This window comes from Verticiella sediminum, assembly GCF_007558815.1.
Lineage (GTDB): Bacteria > Pseudomonadota > Gammaproteobacteria > Burkholderiales > Burkholderiaceae_B > Verticiella > Verticiella sediminum.
Window position 1 is genome coordinate 53,449 of the sequence record NZ_VLTJ01000044.1, and the last position, 14,220, is coordinate 67,668.

At 68.5% G+C, this 14,220-nt stretch carries 14 protein-coding genes and 1 tRNA gene; 10 read left to right on the forward strand and 5 right to left on the reverse strand.

The window, feature by feature from the left end; translation table 11 throughout:
* Positions 1-5 precede the first annotated feature (5 nt).
* Positions 6-1,220, reverse strand: a complete 1,215-nt coding sequence (locus FOZ76_RS26655) for a diaminopropionate ammonia-lyase (protein WP_143951337.1) — start codon at positions 1,218-1,220, stop codon at positions 6-8.
* A gap of 290 nt (positions 1,221-1,510) precedes the next feature.
* Positions 1,511-2,422: a MurR/RpiR family transcriptional regulator gene (locus FOZ76_RS26660; protein ID WP_170235648.1), complete on the reverse strand. Its 912-nt coding sequence runs from the start codon at positions 2,420-2,422 to the stop codon at positions 1,511-1,513.
* 319 nt (positions 2,423-2,741) lie between these two features.
* On the opposite strand from FOZ76_RS26660, the gene FOZ76_RS26665 reads away from it, so the two are divergent.
* A complete protein-coding gene (locus FOZ76_RS26665; RefSeq protein ID WP_143951339.1) occupies positions 2,742-3,551 on the forward strand; it encodes a transporter substrate-binding domain-containing protein in 810 nt (269 codons plus the stop codon).
* Positions 3,552-3,735: 184 nt separating this feature from the next.
* Here FOZ76_RS26665 and recX read toward each other — a convergent pair whose 3' ends face one another.
* Both recX and recA read right to left on the reverse strand, forming a co-directional pair.
* A complete protein-coding gene (recX, locus tag FOZ76_RS28255; protein WP_143951340.1) occupies positions 3,736-4,566 on the reverse strand; it encodes a recombination regulator RecX in 831 nt (276 codons plus the stop codon).
* A complete protein-coding gene (gene recA / locus FOZ76_RS26675) occupies positions 4,550-5,617 on the reverse strand; it encodes a recombinase RecA (protein ID WP_143951341.1) in 1,068 nt (355 codons plus the stop codon). Before recA ends, recX begins: the two co-directional genes overlap by 17 nt.
* A 194-nt stretch (positions 5,618-5,811) precedes the next feature.
* Between recA and FOZ76_RS26680 the strand changes: the two genes are divergently transcribed.
* From FOZ76_RS26680 to FOZ76_RS26715, 9 genes are all read left to right on the forward strand, one after another.
* On the forward strand, positions 5,812-6,504 hold the full coding sequence (locus tag FOZ76_RS26680) for a response regulator (protein WP_143951404.1): 693 nt from the start codon (positions 5,812-5,814) through the stop codon (positions 6,502-6,504).
* A 119-nt stretch (positions 6,505-6,623) separates the two neighbouring features.
* Positions 6,624-8,015, forward strand: coding sequence for a sensor histidine kinase (locus tag FOZ76_RS26685; RefSeq protein ID WP_143951405.1), 1,392 nt, complete (start codon positions 6,624-6,626; stop codon positions 8,013-8,015).
* Between the two features lie 11 nt (positions 8,016-8,026).
* On the forward strand, positions 8,027-8,836 hold the full coding sequence (locus FOZ76_RS26690; protein WP_143951342.1) for an N-acetylmuramoyl-L-alanine amidase: 810 nt from the start codon (positions 8,027-8,029) through the stop codon (positions 8,834-8,836).
* A gap of 149 nt (positions 8,837-8,985) precedes the next feature.
* Positions 8,986-9,062, forward strand: a tRNA-Met gene (locus FOZ76_RS26695).
* 468 nt (positions 9,063-9,530) lie between these two features.
* Positions 9,531-9,695, forward strand: a complete 165-nt coding sequence (locus FOZ76_RS27655; RefSeq protein ID WP_170235649.1) for a hypothetical protein — start codon at positions 9,531-9,533, stop codon at positions 9,693-9,695.
* A gap of 342 nt (positions 9,696-10,037) precedes the next feature.
* Positions 10,038-11,141 (forward strand): SMC-Scp complex subunit ScpB, encoded by a 1,104-nt coding sequence (gene scpB, locus FOZ76_RS26700; RefSeq protein WP_143951343.1) that lies wholly within the window; start codon positions 10,038-10,040, stop codon positions 11,139-11,141.
* Positions 11,131-12,795: a 23S rRNA pseudouridine(2605) synthase RluB gene (rluB, locus tag FOZ76_RS26705; protein WP_246129792.1), complete on the forward strand. Its 1,665-nt coding sequence runs from the start codon at positions 11,131-11,133 to the stop codon at positions 12,793-12,795. Before scpB ends, rluB begins: the two co-directional genes overlap by 11 nt.
* A gap of 168 nt (positions 12,796-12,963) precedes the next feature.
* Positions 12,964-13,317 (forward strand): c-type cytochrome, encoded by a 354-nt coding sequence (locus FOZ76_RS26710; protein ID WP_143951345.1) that lies wholly within the window; start codon positions 12,964-12,966, stop codon positions 13,315-13,317.
* A 14-nt stretch (positions 13,318-13,331) separates the two neighbouring features.
* Positions 13,332-13,694 carry a c-type cytochrome gene (locus FOZ76_RS26715; protein ID WP_143951346.1) on the forward strand — a complete coding sequence of 121 codons (363 nt, stop codon included), beginning with the start codon at positions 13,332-13,334 and terminating at the stop codon, positions 13,692-13,694.
* Positions 13,695-13,782: 88 nt separating this feature from the next.
* On the opposite strand, the gene FOZ76_RS26720 is transcribed toward FOZ76_RS26715, so the two are convergent.
* Entirely contained in the window at positions 13,783-14,205 is a 423-nt protein-coding gene (locus tag FOZ76_RS26720; RefSeq protein ID WP_143951347.1) for a DUF1841 family protein, read from the reverse strand.
* Positions 14,206-14,220: the final 15 nt, after the last annotated feature.

The window sequence follows — 14,220 nt, forward strand, 5'->3', positions numbered from 1 at the left end:
CTCCTTCAGGCACCGGCCTGCGCGGCGCGTGCGCCGCGCAGCGAGTCCGCGCTTGCGCCGACCAGGCGGGTGTACAACTCGGGATCGGTGTCGCCTTCGCTGCCGATGAAGAAGAAGCGGCTGTGCGCGTCGATGCCGAGTTGCGCGCGCTGCTGCGGATCGGCGGCGATGGCCATCGCCGCGGCCAGCCCCGCCACGGCCGATTCGCCCGCGACGATGCAAGGATCTCCCGGCAACGGGCAGGCCATCAGGCGCATTGTCGCGATGGCCGCGTCGTCGTCGATGACGGCGAAGGCATCGACCGCTTGCCGCAGGATCATCCAGGCCAGATGCGAGACTTCGCCGCAGGCCAAGCCCGCCATCAGCGTCTCCAGCCCGCCCGTCACCGCCGTCAGCTCCTGGCGCGCGGCACTCCGGTACAGGCAGTCCGCGGCGTCGGGTTCGACGACGATGAAGCGCGGGCGCGACGCGGCGCCCGCGCGCTCCCAGAACCAGCCGCACACGGCCGCCGCGAAACCGCCGACCCCGGCCTGGATGAAGACATGCGTCGGGCTGCCGCCGGCTGCGTCCCACTGGTTGCCGGCCTCGTCCATCATCACCTGATAGCCCTGCATGACATCGCGCGGCACGTCCATGTAGCCGGGATAGGACGTGTCCGAAATCACATGCCAGCCCTGCGCGGCCGCCTGGGCATCGGCCTCGCGCACGGACTCGTCGTAGTTGCCTTCGGTGCGCACGACCCGCGCACCCAGCGCCTCGATCGCACGCTTGCGGCCGTCGCTGACCGTGGCGTGAATGAAGATCACGCAGCGGCAGCCGAACATGCGCGCGCCCCAGGCGACCGAGCGGCCGTGGTTGCCGTCCGTGGCGCAGGCGACCGTCACGGTTTCGCTGACGGCCCGCACCTCGGGCATGCCGAGTTCGTGCAGGCCGACCTCACGCCCCAGCACCGACCCGGTGAGCCGGCAAAGCAGCCGGGCAACGGCGTACGCGCCACCCAGCGCCTTGAAGCTCCCGAGCCCGAAGCGTCCGCCCTCGTCCTTGTAGAGCACCTCGGCCACGTCCAGGCGCCGCGCCAGCGCGGGCAGACGATGCAGCGGTGTCGGCGCGTAGCCGGGCCAGTCACGGATCGCCGCACTGGCCTGCGCCAGCGCCCGGGCGCTGAGGATCTGCGCCTGATCCTGCCCATACGGCAGATTGGCGTGGTGAGCGGGATTCATCAGTAGCCGGGCACGCAGACGCGGCAAGCGGGTCGACGCAGGGTCCGGGACAGGGGTGGCAACGCTGTTCATGAGCAGGCTCGTTCAAGAGGAAGATGGTGTGAGTCACTCCCGCCTGCAGGCGGGAGTTTCCTTGCGAAAAGAAATGCCCCACGCTTGCCGCTACCCTAGAGAGGGCTTTTTGCCTGGGGGCAGCCCGACGGCAAGACAACGGGAGCGCCTTCGGCGCCAGGATGGGCTGGTCTCGCCAGACCTCGCCATAACGGTGAAGCTCGCGCTTGGCCCTGTGGTCAGGTGCGTGTCGAGGCCGCGCCGCGCGGCCCTTCGATGTCGGCCAGTTGATTGTGCAAGTCCTCGATGTCGGCAAGACGGCGACGCACCTGCTGCGGATAGCGCGCGGCGATCTGCGTCGACACGAAGTGGATGAGAGAGAACGCCGCGATGTGCGAGTCGAAGAGGTAATGCCGGGGGTTGGGGCAGCACAGCGAGGCATCGGCGAGCTTGACCGCGTCGGAGATCGCCGTGTCGCTCACCAACAACTGCCGGGCCTCGCGGCGCGCGGCCGCACGCATCAGCGGCAGCAACTGGCTCGAGCGGCGGCGAAAATCGAAAGCCACGAGCAGATCGCCCGGGCGCACCTGGCTGAGCAGCTCGCTCGGACGCGCCGCGGCATCACCCAGCAAATGGACGTCATGCCGCAATTGCAGCCACAACGCCTGGGCGTAGGTGGCCAGTACGTGGCTCGCGCGCAGGCCGAGCACGTACACGCGGGGCGCCTTGAACAGCAGGCCGACGGCGGCGTCGATCTGCGTGGCGCCAACCGCGCCGTGCAGGTCATCGAGCTGCTCCTTCTGGGCGCGGGTGTGCTCCTGCCAGGCTTGCGCGCCGCGCGGCGCGTCTGCGGCACGGCGCCGGCCTTTGGCGGGCGGCTTTCCGGCCGCCGGCGTGCGCTCCAGCGGCGAATTGCCCGAGAGATCGCGTTCGAGCCGCCTGGCCTGGTGAAAGCCCTCGTAGCCGATTTTCTGGAAGAACCGCGCCGTGCACGCGCGCGAGACCTCGGCCAGCGCCGCCAGTTCGGCCGCCTGAAAACCCGTCAGCGAGAAGCCCGGCTGCATCAGCAGATGCGCGAGCTTGCGTTCCGACGCGGACAGGCCGTCCCAATGCGCGGGGATGCGCTGTTGCAGCGGAGTTGCATCATCCATGTTCATACATTGCCCTGGTTTCATTCGCCGACAAGGTCTGCGGCATCGTCTCATGCTGGATCGCCCGCGCACCGGGAAAGTGCGCAACGCCTGCAATCCGCACCGTTTCGATGCGGCGCCGCAAGACCGTTCAAGCCTTCCGGCGTCGGATTTCAGCACATCGCCGACTGGAATATTAATTCCAATTCTATCTATGTTTGGAACCCTTATTCCACTACCAAGCACATTGGATGCCAACTTGGCGGCAAAACTGGCATAGGCCTTGCACAAGGAGAACGGCAGGCTGAGTCTTCAACCCTCTTCTGAACACGTGCAAACCATGACATCCCGAATCGCCTTCCTCACCGCCAAGTTCGCCGCCGCCGTTGCCACCGCTTGCGCTTTCGCCCTGCCGCTGGGCGCGGCCCATGCCGATGACTCGCTGGAGCGCGTGAAGGCCAAGGGCAGCATCGCCATCGGCATCGCCGGCGACTTCCCGCCTTACGCCTTCGTGGGGCCGGACTTCAAGCCGAGCGGGTTGGAAATCGATCTGGCGAACCATGTCGCCGGGAAACTGGGCGTGCAGCCTCGACTGGTCACCGTGACCAACCCCAACCGCATCCCCTATCTGCAGACGGGCAAGATCGACGTCATCATCTCCACCCTGGGCAAGAACCCCGAGCGCGAGCAGGTGATCGACTTCGGCTCGTCCTATGCGCCGTTCTTCCAGGCGGTGTACGGCCCCAAGAGCCTGAGCATCGAGACGGTCGAGGACCTGGCCGGCAAGACGGCGGCCGTCACCCGCGGCACCATCCAGGACGACCTCATCACGCAGATCGCCCCCAAGACGCTGCGCATCCATCGCTTCGAGGACGACGCGTCCACGATGCAGGCCTTCGCCTCCGGGCAGACCCAGTTGCTCGTGACCGCCGCGTCGGTGGCCGACACTGTCATCACCAAGCATCCCAAGCTGAACGCCGAGTACAAGCTGCCCCTGAAGGACTCGCCCAATTTCATCGGCGTACGCAAGGGCGAGCACGCCCTGCGCGAGCGGCTGAACGCCATCATCCTCGAGGCCAAGGAAGACGGCACCCTCGAAGCCCTGTCGCAAAAGTGGCTGGGCCGCGGCACCGGCGATCTTCCGCTCTGATCTTTCTCCGCCATCGCCTGGCATCCGCTGCTCGCATTGCGCTGGACGGTCGCCCTCCCCACCTTCGCTTTCGTCGGCGGGAGGCTGGCCGCCCTCGCCCTGCTTTTTCTTTTTCTATGCCTGCGCACCCGCCCGTGACTCGACCGCTTCATGGCCGCAGACTCGGGGCTAGGCGCCTCGAGCGTCAATCGCCATCGAGCAGATCGTCGGCGCCGGCGACCACGCGACGAATGACGTCGTGACCAAAACCGCGCGCCGCGAGAAAGCGCATCTGCTTGGCGCGCCCGGCGGGGTCGTCGGCCGGGCGTCCGAACCGCTTGCGCCAGACCTCGTGCGCACGGGCCAGCTCGGTGGCCGCCAATTCGGCGCGCACCTGGGCGACGGACTCTGCCTTCACGCCATGCTGGCGCAGCTCCTGGACAATGCGTGAAGTACCCAGCCGCCCCGCTTTGCGATTGACCAGGCTTTCGGCAAAACGCGCCTCGGACAACAACCCTTGCGCGGCAAGCTCGTCGAGCACGGACTCGACCTCGCCAGGCTCTTCGGCATGGCGGGCCAGTTTGCGGGAAAGCTCGAAGCGGCTGTGCTCGCGACGAGAGAGGTAGTCGACGGCGCGCATCTTGAGGCTACGGCCGGCGCCGCGAGCGGGATGCGGCGCTTCGTCGCCGCCGGCGCGGGCGCTGGCCGCTCGGCCCGACTGGCCCCAGCCGCGCCGGCGGACTGCCTCGCGGCGCCCTGGGGCATCGTCGCCAGGCGCCGCCGCTTCCGGCGACCGCGGTTGGGTCGCCGGCAGACCGGGCCAAGGGGAAGGGGAGGAAGAGGAAGGAGAAGAAGGGGCGCCCGCCCCCCTATCCGTCAGCGGCTCGAACGCAGCGGCCGGCAAGCCCTCCAGCTCGGGGGGAAGCTCGTCCGCGCGAGTAACGTCAGAAGAGACGGAGCCAGGGGGAGAGCTGCCAGGGTGCGGGCCGGTTGCCGGCCCGCACCCTGGCTCCGTGCGATCAGGCTTCGTCGTCATCGCCGCCAGCGGCCGCCGCCGGCGCGCCGGTACGCGCGACGACACCCAGGGACTCGCGCACCCGGTTCTCGATCTCGAAAGCGAGCTCCGGCCGGGCCTTGAGAAACTCGCGAACGTTGTCCTTGCCCTGCCCGATGCGTTCGCCGCTATAGCTGTACCAGGCGCCCGCCTTGTCGACCACGCCAGCCTGCACGCCGAGGTCGATGATTTCGCCCTCGCGCGAGATGCCCATGCCGTACATGATGTCGAACTCGGCCTGCTTGAACGGCGGCGCCACCTTGTTCTTGACGACCTTGACGCGGGTCTCGTTGCCGATGACCTCGTCGCCCTTCTTGATCGAACCCGTGCGGCGGATGTCCAGGCGCACGGAGGCGTAGAACTTGAGCGCGTTGCCGCCGGTGGTGGTTTCGGGATTGCCGAACATGACGCCGATCTTCATCCGGATCTGGTTGATGAAGATCACCATGCAGTTGGTGCGCTTGATGGTGGCGGTGAGCTTGCGCAGGGCCTGGCTCATGAGGCGCGCCTGCAGGCCGGGCAGCGAATCGCCCATCTCGCCTTCGATTTCGGCCTTGGGCACCAGGGCCGCGACCGAGTCGATGACGATGAGATCGACCGAACCCGAACGCACCAGGGCATCGGCGATTTCCAGCGCCTGCTCGCCGGTGTCGGGCTGCGAAATGAGGAGATCGCCCAGATTGATGCCCAGGCGCTGGGCATACTGCACGTCGAGCGCGTGTTCGGCGTCGATGAAGGCGCAGGTGCCGCCGATCTTCTGCATCTCGGCGATGGCCTGCAGCGTGAGCGTGGTCTTGCCGGAGGATTCCGGGCCGTAGATCTCGACGACGCGGCCACGCGGCAGGCCGCCCACTCCCAGGGCGATGTCCAGGCCGAGCGAGCCCGTGGACACGACCTGGATGTCGTGCTCGACCTCGTTGTCGCCATAGCGCATCACCGAGCCCTTGCCGAACTGCTTTTCGATCTGGGACAGGGCGGCGGCCAGCGCACGCGCCTTGTCGGACTGGGACTTGGCGTTTTTGGTGTCTTCCATGCGGAAACTGATTCCTTGAAGATGAGGGCCCGGCGAACCCCGCAAGGCCGGTGAGGCGATTATGGCATCCGATTGTACTGGATATAGATACAGTGTCGCAAGCTTTGCCATAGTGCGACCCGCCACGCCCGGCCATGCGGCCGTTGTTCGCCGCAGGCGCCCGGTGCCGCGGCGAAATCGCTAAAATGCCCGCCATGCGTATCCTCATCGTCGAAGACGACAGCATCCTCGCCGACGGCCTGTCGCGCTCCCTGCGCCAGGGCGGCTACGCCGTCGACGCCGTACACGACGGCTTGGCGGCCGACGCGGCCCTGGGCGCACAGCAGTTCGATCTCCTCATCCTCGATCTCGGCCTGCCCGGCCTGAGCGGGCAGGAAGTGCTGCGCCGCCTGCGCGCACGCGACTCGCGCATGCCCGTGCTCATCCTCACCGCCGCCGACAGCGTCGAGCAACGCGTGCAGGGCCTGGATCTCGGCGCCGACGACTACATGGCCAAGCCGTTCTCGCTCTCCGAACTCGAGGCCCGGGTGCGCGCGCTCACGCGCCGCGGGGCCGGGGGCGGCGCGGCGGTGCTGCGCCACGGCCGCCTCGCCTTCGATCAGGTCGGCCGGGTCGTGTCGATCGACAACCAGATGCTCGACCTCTCCGCGCGCGAGATCAGCCTGCTCGAGGTGCTGCTCGCGCGCAACGGGCGCATGGTCAGCAAGAACCAACTGGTCGATCACCTGTGCGAGTGGGGCGAGGAAGTCAGCACCAACGCCATCGAAGTCTACATCCACCGGCTGCGCAAGAAGCTCGAGCCGGGCGGTGTGCGCATCATGACCGTGCGCGGCCTGGGCTATTGCCTCGCCCCGCCGCCCGGCAGCGCGACCGAAGCCCAGTCATGACGCCGGCGGCGCGCGGCTGGCGACGCCTGTTGCGATGGCGCCGCCAACCGGAGGCCGCCGGCGAGCATGCCGCGCCCCGGCTGGGCCGGCGCTCCCTCTTCGGCCACATCCTGTTCTGGATGCTGATGCCGCTGCTGCTGCTCTGGCCGCTCGCGATCTCGCTCACCTACTTCGGCGCCGCGGATGCGGCGGACGCGCCCTATGACCGCGCACTGGCCAGCACGCTGCTGCTGCTCACCCAGCAGGTGCGCATCGTGGACGGCGCACCCGCCGTCGCCGCGAGCGCCGCGGCCGAGGCGGTACTGCGCGGCGACGAAACCGACACCATGTTCTACCTGGTCCAGCTCGGCAGCGATCCACCGCTCGCCGGTGATCCGGACCTGCCGCTGCCCGCCTTCATGGACCGTCCGCTGCCGGGCGTGATCCAGTATCGCGACGCCGTCGTGCGTGGCTTTCCGGTGCGCGTGGCCTTCACCTGGGTCGATCTGCGGCTGGGCAACGCGCCGCCCGTGCTGGTCCAGGTGGCGGAAACGCTGGAGAAGCGCGCCCAACTCGCCAACCTGATCGTGCGCAGCGTCGTGGCGCCCCAGTTGGTCATCCTGCCGCTCGCCGTGCTCATGGTGTGGCTGGGCCTTGCACGCGGCATCGCACCGCTCAACGAACTGCAGGCACGCCTGCGCCAGCGCAAGCCCGACGACCTTTCGCCCATCGCCACCCGCCAGGTGCCGCAGGAGATCCTGCCGCTCGTGCACGGCATGAACGACCTCCTGGTGCGTCTGGCCGCCAACGTCGAGGCGCAGCGCCGCTTCGTCGCCGACGCCGCCCACCAGTTGAAGACGCCGCTGGCGGGCATCCGCACGCAGTCCGAACTGGCCCAGCGCACCGACAACCCGGTCGAGCTGCATGCCAGCCTCACCCGCCTCGTCGAAGGCTCCGAACGCGCCACCCGGCTGGTCAACCAGTTGCTCGCCCTCGCCCGGGCCGAAGGCGGCCCCGTGCCCGAGCTCGCCGACGCCCCGGTCGACCTCGCCGAACTCGCCCGCGAGCAGACCCTGGCGCGCGTGCCGCAGGCCATCGCCGCGGGCGTGGACCTGGGCTGGGAGGAGGACGACCAGGACGAACCGGCCTGGGTGGTAGGCAATGCCCTGCTCCTGGACGAACTGATCCTGAACCTGGTGGACAACGCGTTGCGCTACACCCCGGCGGGCGGCAGCGTGACCGTGCGCGCGTATCGCCGCGGCGACTGCTGCATCCTCGAAGTGGACGACTCGGGGCCCGGCATTCCCGCAGACGAGCGCGAACGCGTATTCGACCGCTTCTATCGCGTGCTCGGCCATACCGCCGAAGGCAGCGGCCTGGGCCTGGCGATCGTCAGGGAGATCGCGCAGCGCCATCGCGGCACGGTAAGCCTGTCGGACAACCCGCTGCGCCACGACGCCCCCACCCCGGGCACGCGCGTTGCCGTCGAGCTGCCCGCCGCGCCTTCGGCGCCGCCCGTCGCCGCCTATTGACTCCAGCCATCATGCCCGCCCTGCTTCGACTGTCCGGCCGCATCGCCCTCTACTGCTCGTTCGCCCTGCTCGCTGCCTGCGCCACCCGAGGGCCGGGCGGCTACATCATGGACGACAGCCTCACCGCGACCGGCCAAAGCAGCCGGGCGCAGTTCCTGGTGCTGCACTACACGGCGGCCGACACACCGCGCTCGCTGCACCTCTTGAGCCGCGAGGAAGTCAGTGCACACTACCTCATCACCGACGACGACCCGCCGCGCATCTTCCGGCTGGTGGACGAGGACCGTTCGGCATGGCATGCCGGCCACAGCCAATGGCGCGGCCGCACCTGGCTGAACGCGAGTTCGATCGGCATCGAGATCGTCAATCCGGGCTACACCACGCAGCCCGACGGCTCGCGCCTGTGGCATCCCTATTCGCCGCGGCAGATCGACGCGGCGCTCGCGCTGGCGGCGGACATCGTGCAGCGCCACCAGATCGATCCGCGCAACGTCGTCGGGCACAGCGACATCGCGCCGCAGCGCAAGCAGGACCCCGGGCCGCTCTTTCCGTGGCAGGAATTCGCCGCGCACGGGCTCATCGCCTGGCCCGACAACGCCGCGCTGCGGGCCCACCGCGTGCGCTTCGAGCGCGACGGCGTGCCGGACGTGGCGTGGTTCCAGGAGCAGCTCGCACGCGTGGGCTACGAAGTGCCGCGCCACGGCATGCTCGACGAGCCTACGCGCAACGTCGTCGCCGCGTTCCAGATGCGCTACCGGCCGCAGGACATCGCCGGCGAGCCGGACCGCGAGACCGCCGCACTGCTGGCCGCCCTGCCCTGATCGTTCCCAAGGCAGGCCCACGCGCCTGCCGCCATGGGACGACGCCCCCGCCAGGGGCGCTTTGACCCCTTGCGGCGGCTGGGCGATAAAAAATCTCGCGACAGCGCTTGCGTCATCAAAAAAACCTCTCTATAATTCAATTCTTCAGACGCGGGGTGGAGCAGTCTGGAAGCTCGTCGGGCTCATAACCCGAAGGTCACAGGTTCAAATCCTGTCCCCGCAACCAGTTAAAAAATCATCTCGCTTTTGCGGGATGGCCAGCAGAAAAGCCCGTCGGTACGCCGAGCGGGCTTTTTTGTTTTTCTCGCCACCGAGAGGAAAGTCTCGGCAGCGAGCGGTCATCCCTCGCCCGTGCGGCGAGGCGGGCCGGCTCATTTCGCGCTCGACATCCGGCTCCGCTTGCCTGCTTCGGTCCGCTGCCCGAACCGCGCAGATCAAGCGCGCGCGCCAACGCGCGCAGCCACCGTCCCCTCCACTCGACCATAGTAAAAACTACACACCTCGTTCCCAAAACGCCGTAACGACATTCCCGGATGTAACCGGTAACACTCGCGGGTCGGCACACCCTGCCGGCCTTTTCACTGCGAAAACGAGGGAAAAAAGGCAGGTTTCGCCTTGGCACGATTGTTGCGATATGGGAGATCAGACAAATCCTGCAACGCTCTGCCGTTGCGCCGCATTCAGGAGTTCCCCCATGCTGATCGCTTTCGAGACCGTGTTGGTGATCGTGTTCCTGTCCCTGGTCGCTCTGGGCATTGCCTTGCTGGGCGATCACGTCACGCAGGTGTTGTCGCGCAACGACCCGTGGCCGACGGTCAAGCGGGGGCGCCGCCTGGGCACCAGGCAGCAAGGGCATTGAATCCTCGCGACGGGACGCCGTGACGACCGACGCACCCTCGCACGCCAGCGCCACCCGCTCGCGTGCAGAAATGCCTTTATCGCGAAAGCGCGCTGTGTTACGATCCTTGCGTGGCTCACAGTGTGGTCATGCCGCTTGAAGGCATGCCGATCACCGGCTGGGCACACATGCAATAGGAATCGATACGTTCGCTGCGCCGCCAGGCGCCCCTGGAAGCGGACTGATTCACTTCTCGCGCGGCACCAACCTTCCATCTCCGGCGCCAACGCCGGTCGCTGCGCGAATCCACGATCTTAGCTTTGCCAGCGGGCACTCCCGCTTATTTCGACTCACGCTGAGCCTATGAACACCAGCGAGGCCAAGCTCGTCCTGGAGACCGCATTGCTATGCGCCCAGGCTCCGCTCGCGCTGTCCGACCTGCGCCGTCTGTTCGACAACGATCTGGATGCGGGCGAAGTCCGCGACCTGCTCGAGGAGCTGCGCGAGGATTGGGGGCAGCGCGGACTGGAACTGGTCACGCTTGCTTCGGGCTGGCGCTTTCAGAGCCGGGCTGCGATGCAGATCTATCTGGAGCGCCTGACGCCGGAGCGGCCGCCCAAGTATTCGCGCGCTGCGCTCGAGACGCTGGCGATCATCGCGTATCGACAGCCGGTGACGCGGGGCGACATCGAGGAAATCCGCGGCGTGACCGTCTCCACCAACGTGGTGCGCGCCCTGGAGGACCGTGGCTGGATCGAGGTCATCGGCCATCGCGAAGCGCCCGGGCGGCCCGCCCTGCTCGGCACGACGCGGCAGTTCCTGGACGATCTCGGCCTGGCGGCGCTGGACGAATTGCCGCCGATCGACGAGCCCCAGGCCGCCGAGGTGCTTGCCGGTCTGGACTTCGGCGACGCCACGGCGCTCGTGCAGCCCGCCGCCCAGGTGGCCCTGGAGGGTCAGGAGGCGGCCGACGCCGAACCCGCTCCGGCAGCGGGCGCCGAGACAGGCGGCGATGACGAGGGCAATGGCGGGGCGCACACCGTCGTGGCCGATGCCCATGAACCACCGCTGGCAGGCGAACCCTTGCCCGACGCGCCAGCTTCAGCCGCCGGGGCTGCGCACGAGGCGACAGCGCCAGCCGCACCTCCGACACCGGATACGGCCGGTGCCGATTTCCCGACGCGGGACGAACCGGCCTTGCTGCAGCCGGACGAATCCGCACCCACAGAACGACACGACCAAGAGACAGAACGTGCCGCCACCCAGTCCGACGGAGCTTCCATGGACGAGACTGGCGGCCCATCCCGACACGAGGCGAACGCCGCCGATGCCGAGGACGCAAACGCTGCCCCTGTCGCCGACGCTGCGTCGGCCATGGGGCTCCAGGCGGCCGACGGCCACCACGGCCCGGGCGACGACGAGAGCCGGGATGACACAACCGAAGAAGAATCCGACCATGACAGATAATTCGCGCGCCCTTCCGCCCGACGCTGCCCCTGAAGCCTCCGCCCCCGGCAACAGCCGTGGCCGCCGCGGCAACCTGCGCACGCCCTTTCGCCGCCGCCGTCCCAACGCCGCCGGCGACGCACCGGCCGCCGACGGTGTGGCCGGCCCTGCCGCCGCTGCGCCGGGCACCGCCGCAGCCGCAACCGAATCCACCGCGGTGGACCGCGGCTCGGATCGCGATGCCGACGAGGCCCTGGCCCTGATCGACACGGCCACGCCCTTCAAGCAGAAGCTCAGCAAATTCCTCTCGAGCGATGTGGTCGCCCCCAAGCTGCACAAGGTCCTGGCCGATGCCGGCATCGGCTCGCGCCGGGAAATGGAGGAGCTGATCGTGGCCGGCCGCGTGTCGGTGAACGGCGAGCCGGCCCATATCGGGCAGCGCGTGGCGCCGACCGATCAGGTCCGCGTCAACGGCAAGGTGCTCGAGCGCCGCATGCGCAACAAGGCGCCGCGCATCATCCTTTATCACAAGCCCGCCGGCGAGATCGTCACGCACGACGATCCGAACGGCCGCGCCACGGTGTTCAGCCGGCTGCCCAAGATCAAGAACGGCAAATGGCTCTCCGCCGGCCGCCTCGACCTCAACACCGAAGGCCTGTTGATCTTCACGACCTCCGGCGATCTCGCCAACCGCCTGATGCACCCGCGCTACGGTCTGGAGCGCGAATACGCGGTCCGGGTGCTGGCCGAGCTCACCCCCGAACAGCAGCGCATGCTGACCGAAGGCGTGCAACTGGATGACGGGCCGGCGGCCTTCGGCGCGCTGCAGTTCCTCGGCGGCGAGGGCAGCAACCGCTGGTACCGCGTCACCTTGAGCGAAGGCCGCAACCGCGAGGTGCGCCGGATGTTCGAAGCGGCCGGGGTGATGGTGAGCCGCCTGATCCGCGTGCGCTTCGGCGACATCGGCCTGCCCCGCAACCTGCGCCGCGGCCGCTGGGAAGAACTGGACCCGCAGACGGTCACCGCGCTCATGCTGCAGCTCGGCCTCATCCGCGACACCGAGGAAGGCGGCGGCAAGCGCAAGCACACGCAGCCGCTGTCCAACGACAACGCCCTGCCGCCGGGATTCGGCACACTCGAACAGAACGGCATGAACGGCGCGCGCGTCGGCCGCCGCGGTGTTGTGAAGGGTGGCCGCAAGGCCGGCATGAGCACGCCTTCCGACCCCTTCGGCGTAGGCGGGATGACCGCCACCGCCCCCGTCGGTCTGCTGGTGTCGGGCGGCTTCGCAAACGGCCATCCGCACGCCGGCGGCACGGCAGGCAACGCGGGTGGCAAGGGCGGTGCCCGCAAGAGCAGCGGCGGCCCGCGCTCGCGTACCGGCGCTGGCGGCCAGCAGACCAGGGTTGCCGGCCCCGGCGCCGGCAAAGCTGCCGGCAAGCCCCCCGGCAACGCCCCCAGTCGCGGCGCCCGCCGCGGTCGTCCGGCGGGCGCCGAGGGCGAACAGGCCGGCGCCAAGCCTGCCGCCGCCAAGGGTCCGCGCGGCAACGCGGCGCGCAAGACAGCCGCCCCACGCAAGCCGTCCGCCCCGCGCGAGGAACGCCAGCCGCGCAGCGCCCGCGCCCACGAATCGCACCTGCCCTTCGTCGCCAGCCGCGGCGCACGGCGCGGCTGAAAACACCAGCCCGGCACACCGGGCTCTGTACCTTTTCCGCTGCGATGCTACGTCATGGTTGGACGCTGGCTCGACAACTACCTTACAATCTGCAAGTTAGTTTGCCGCGCCGCACAGAGCGTCGCCTTTTCGTCAGCCACTCCAGCAACGAAGGTACAGAGCATACACATGAGACAAAGGAGACAAGGCATTCTGCGGACGGTTGCCCCCGTCCTGGCAGTGCTTGCCTGTACGGTGTCGGGCCCCACGCTTGCGGCCGATGCGCCCCAGGGCAGCATCGAAGACGGCAAGAACAAGATTTCCATGTGTATCGGGTGCCATGGCATCCCCGGCTATCGGGCGAGCTTCCCCGAGGTCTACACAGTGCCCAAGATCGCCGGGCAGAACGCCGCCTACGTCGCGGCCGCGCTCAACGAGTACAAGAGCGGTGCGCGCTCGCACCCCACCATGGACGGCATTGCCAAGAGTCTGTCGGATCAGGATATCGCCGATCTGGCCGCCTACTACGCCAGCCGCAAATGACTCCGGGGACCACCATGAAGCGCCAGCTCCTCGCCCTCGCGGGCATCGCCTTGTCGACCGCGGCCCTGACCGCGCAGGCGGCAGATCTTGCCGCCGGTCGCGCCGTCTTCGAGAAATTCAACTGCGCGTCCTGCCACGGGGCGGACGCCAAGACGTCGGTCGATCCGTCCTACCCCATCCTGGCCGGCCAGCACGCGGACTATCTCGCGCACGCCCTGCGCGCCTACCAGCGCGGCCAGGCGGGCCTGCCGGCCAGCGCCAACGTACGGCGCAACGCCGTGATGGGCGCCTTCGCCGTGCAGCTCTCGCCGCAGGACATCGACAACGTGGCGGCCTGGCTGGCGTCGCTGCCGAGCGACCTGGGCACGCGGCGCTGAAGATCGCGGGCCCGCCTGTCCGGGCGCGCCACGTCGTGTCCGCCACACGCCGGGACACCGGCCAGGCGGGCGGCACAGGGCGATCGGCTCACCCCGCCGCGCGGCGGATGAGTTCCAGATACTTCTCCGAATCCGGCGGGCTCCGGTCGCGCTGGGCTTCCCAGACGATCTGGCCCAGGGCCTCCATCAACTGGTGCGCGGCGTGGTGCGCATCGGTGCGCGACACCAGGCGCTGGTAGGCCGCGCGGATGCCCGGCGGCTGGTCGATCGACAGTTGTTCGGCGATCGCCAGATGCATGGACAAGTGCAGAAAGGGGTTGGTCCGCCCCCCTTCGGGTAGATAGTCCGCGTCGGTGGACGCCTCGTCCATCAGTACGGCGTGGTACTCCGGGTGTTCGATGATCCAGTCGAGCGCCATCGCCTCCAGCGGAGTCAGGAGCTCGTCCTGTCGGTGCTTGCGCCAGGTGTCCATGAAGAATTGGCGCACCTGTTCACGGGATGGATTGAACATGCCTGGCCTCGTATG

Excerpts from the sequence above, each read along its gene's own strand:
- FOZ76_RS26655 (WP_143951337.1), bottom strand. The coding sequence starts at position 1,220 with ATGAATCCCGCTCACCACGCCAATCTGCCGTATGGGCAGGATCAGGCG.
- FOZ76_RS26660 (WP_170235648.1), bottom strand. The coding sequence starts at position 2,422 with ATGGATGATGCAACTCCGCTGCAACAGCGCATCCCCGCGCATTGGGAC.
- FOZ76_RS26665 (WP_143951339.1), top strand. The coding sequence starts at position 2,742 with ATGACATCCCGAATCGCCTTCCTCACCGCCAAGTTCGCCGCCGCCGTT.
- recX (WP_143951340.1), bottom strand. The coding sequence starts at position 4,566 with ATGACGACGAAGCCTGATCGCACGGAGCCAGGGTGCGGGCCGGCAACC.
- recA (WP_143951341.1), bottom strand. The coding sequence starts at position 5,617 with ATGGAAGACACCAAAAACGCCAAGTCCCAGTCCGACAAGGCGCGTGCG.
- FOZ76_RS26680 (WP_143951404.1), top strand. The coding sequence starts at position 5,812 with ATGCGTATCCTCATCGTCGAAGACGACAGCATCCTCGCCGACGGCCTG.
- FOZ76_RS26685 (WP_143951405.1), top strand. The coding sequence starts at position 6,624 with ATGCTGATGCCGCTGCTGCTGCTCTGGCCGCTCGCGATCTCGCTCACC.
- FOZ76_RS26690 (WP_143951342.1), top strand. The coding sequence starts at position 8,027 with ATGCCCGCCCTGCTTCGACTGTCCGGCCGCATCGCCCTCTACTGCTCG.
- FOZ76_RS27655 (WP_170235649.1), top strand. The coding sequence starts at position 9,531 with ATGCTGATCGCTTTCGAGACCGTGTTGGTGATCGTGTTCCTGTCCCTG.
- scpB (WP_143951343.1), top strand. The coding sequence starts at position 10,038 with ATGAACACCAGCGAGGCCAAGCTCGTCCTGGAGACCGCATTGCTATGC.
- rluB (WP_246129792.1), top strand. The coding sequence starts at position 11,131 with ATGACAGATAATTCGCGCGCCCTTCCGCCCGACGCTGCCCCTGAAGCC.
- FOZ76_RS26710 (WP_143951345.1), top strand. The coding sequence starts at position 12,964 with ATGAGACAAAGGAGACAAGGCATTCTGCGGACGGTTGCCCCCGTCCTG.
- FOZ76_RS26715 (WP_143951346.1), top strand. The coding sequence starts at position 13,332 with ATGAAGCGCCAGCTCCTCGCCCTCGCGGGCATCGCCTTGTCGACCGCG.
- FOZ76_RS26720 (WP_143951347.1), bottom strand. The coding sequence starts at position 14,205 with ATGTTCAATCCATCCCGTGAACAGGTGCGCCAATTCTTCATGGACACC.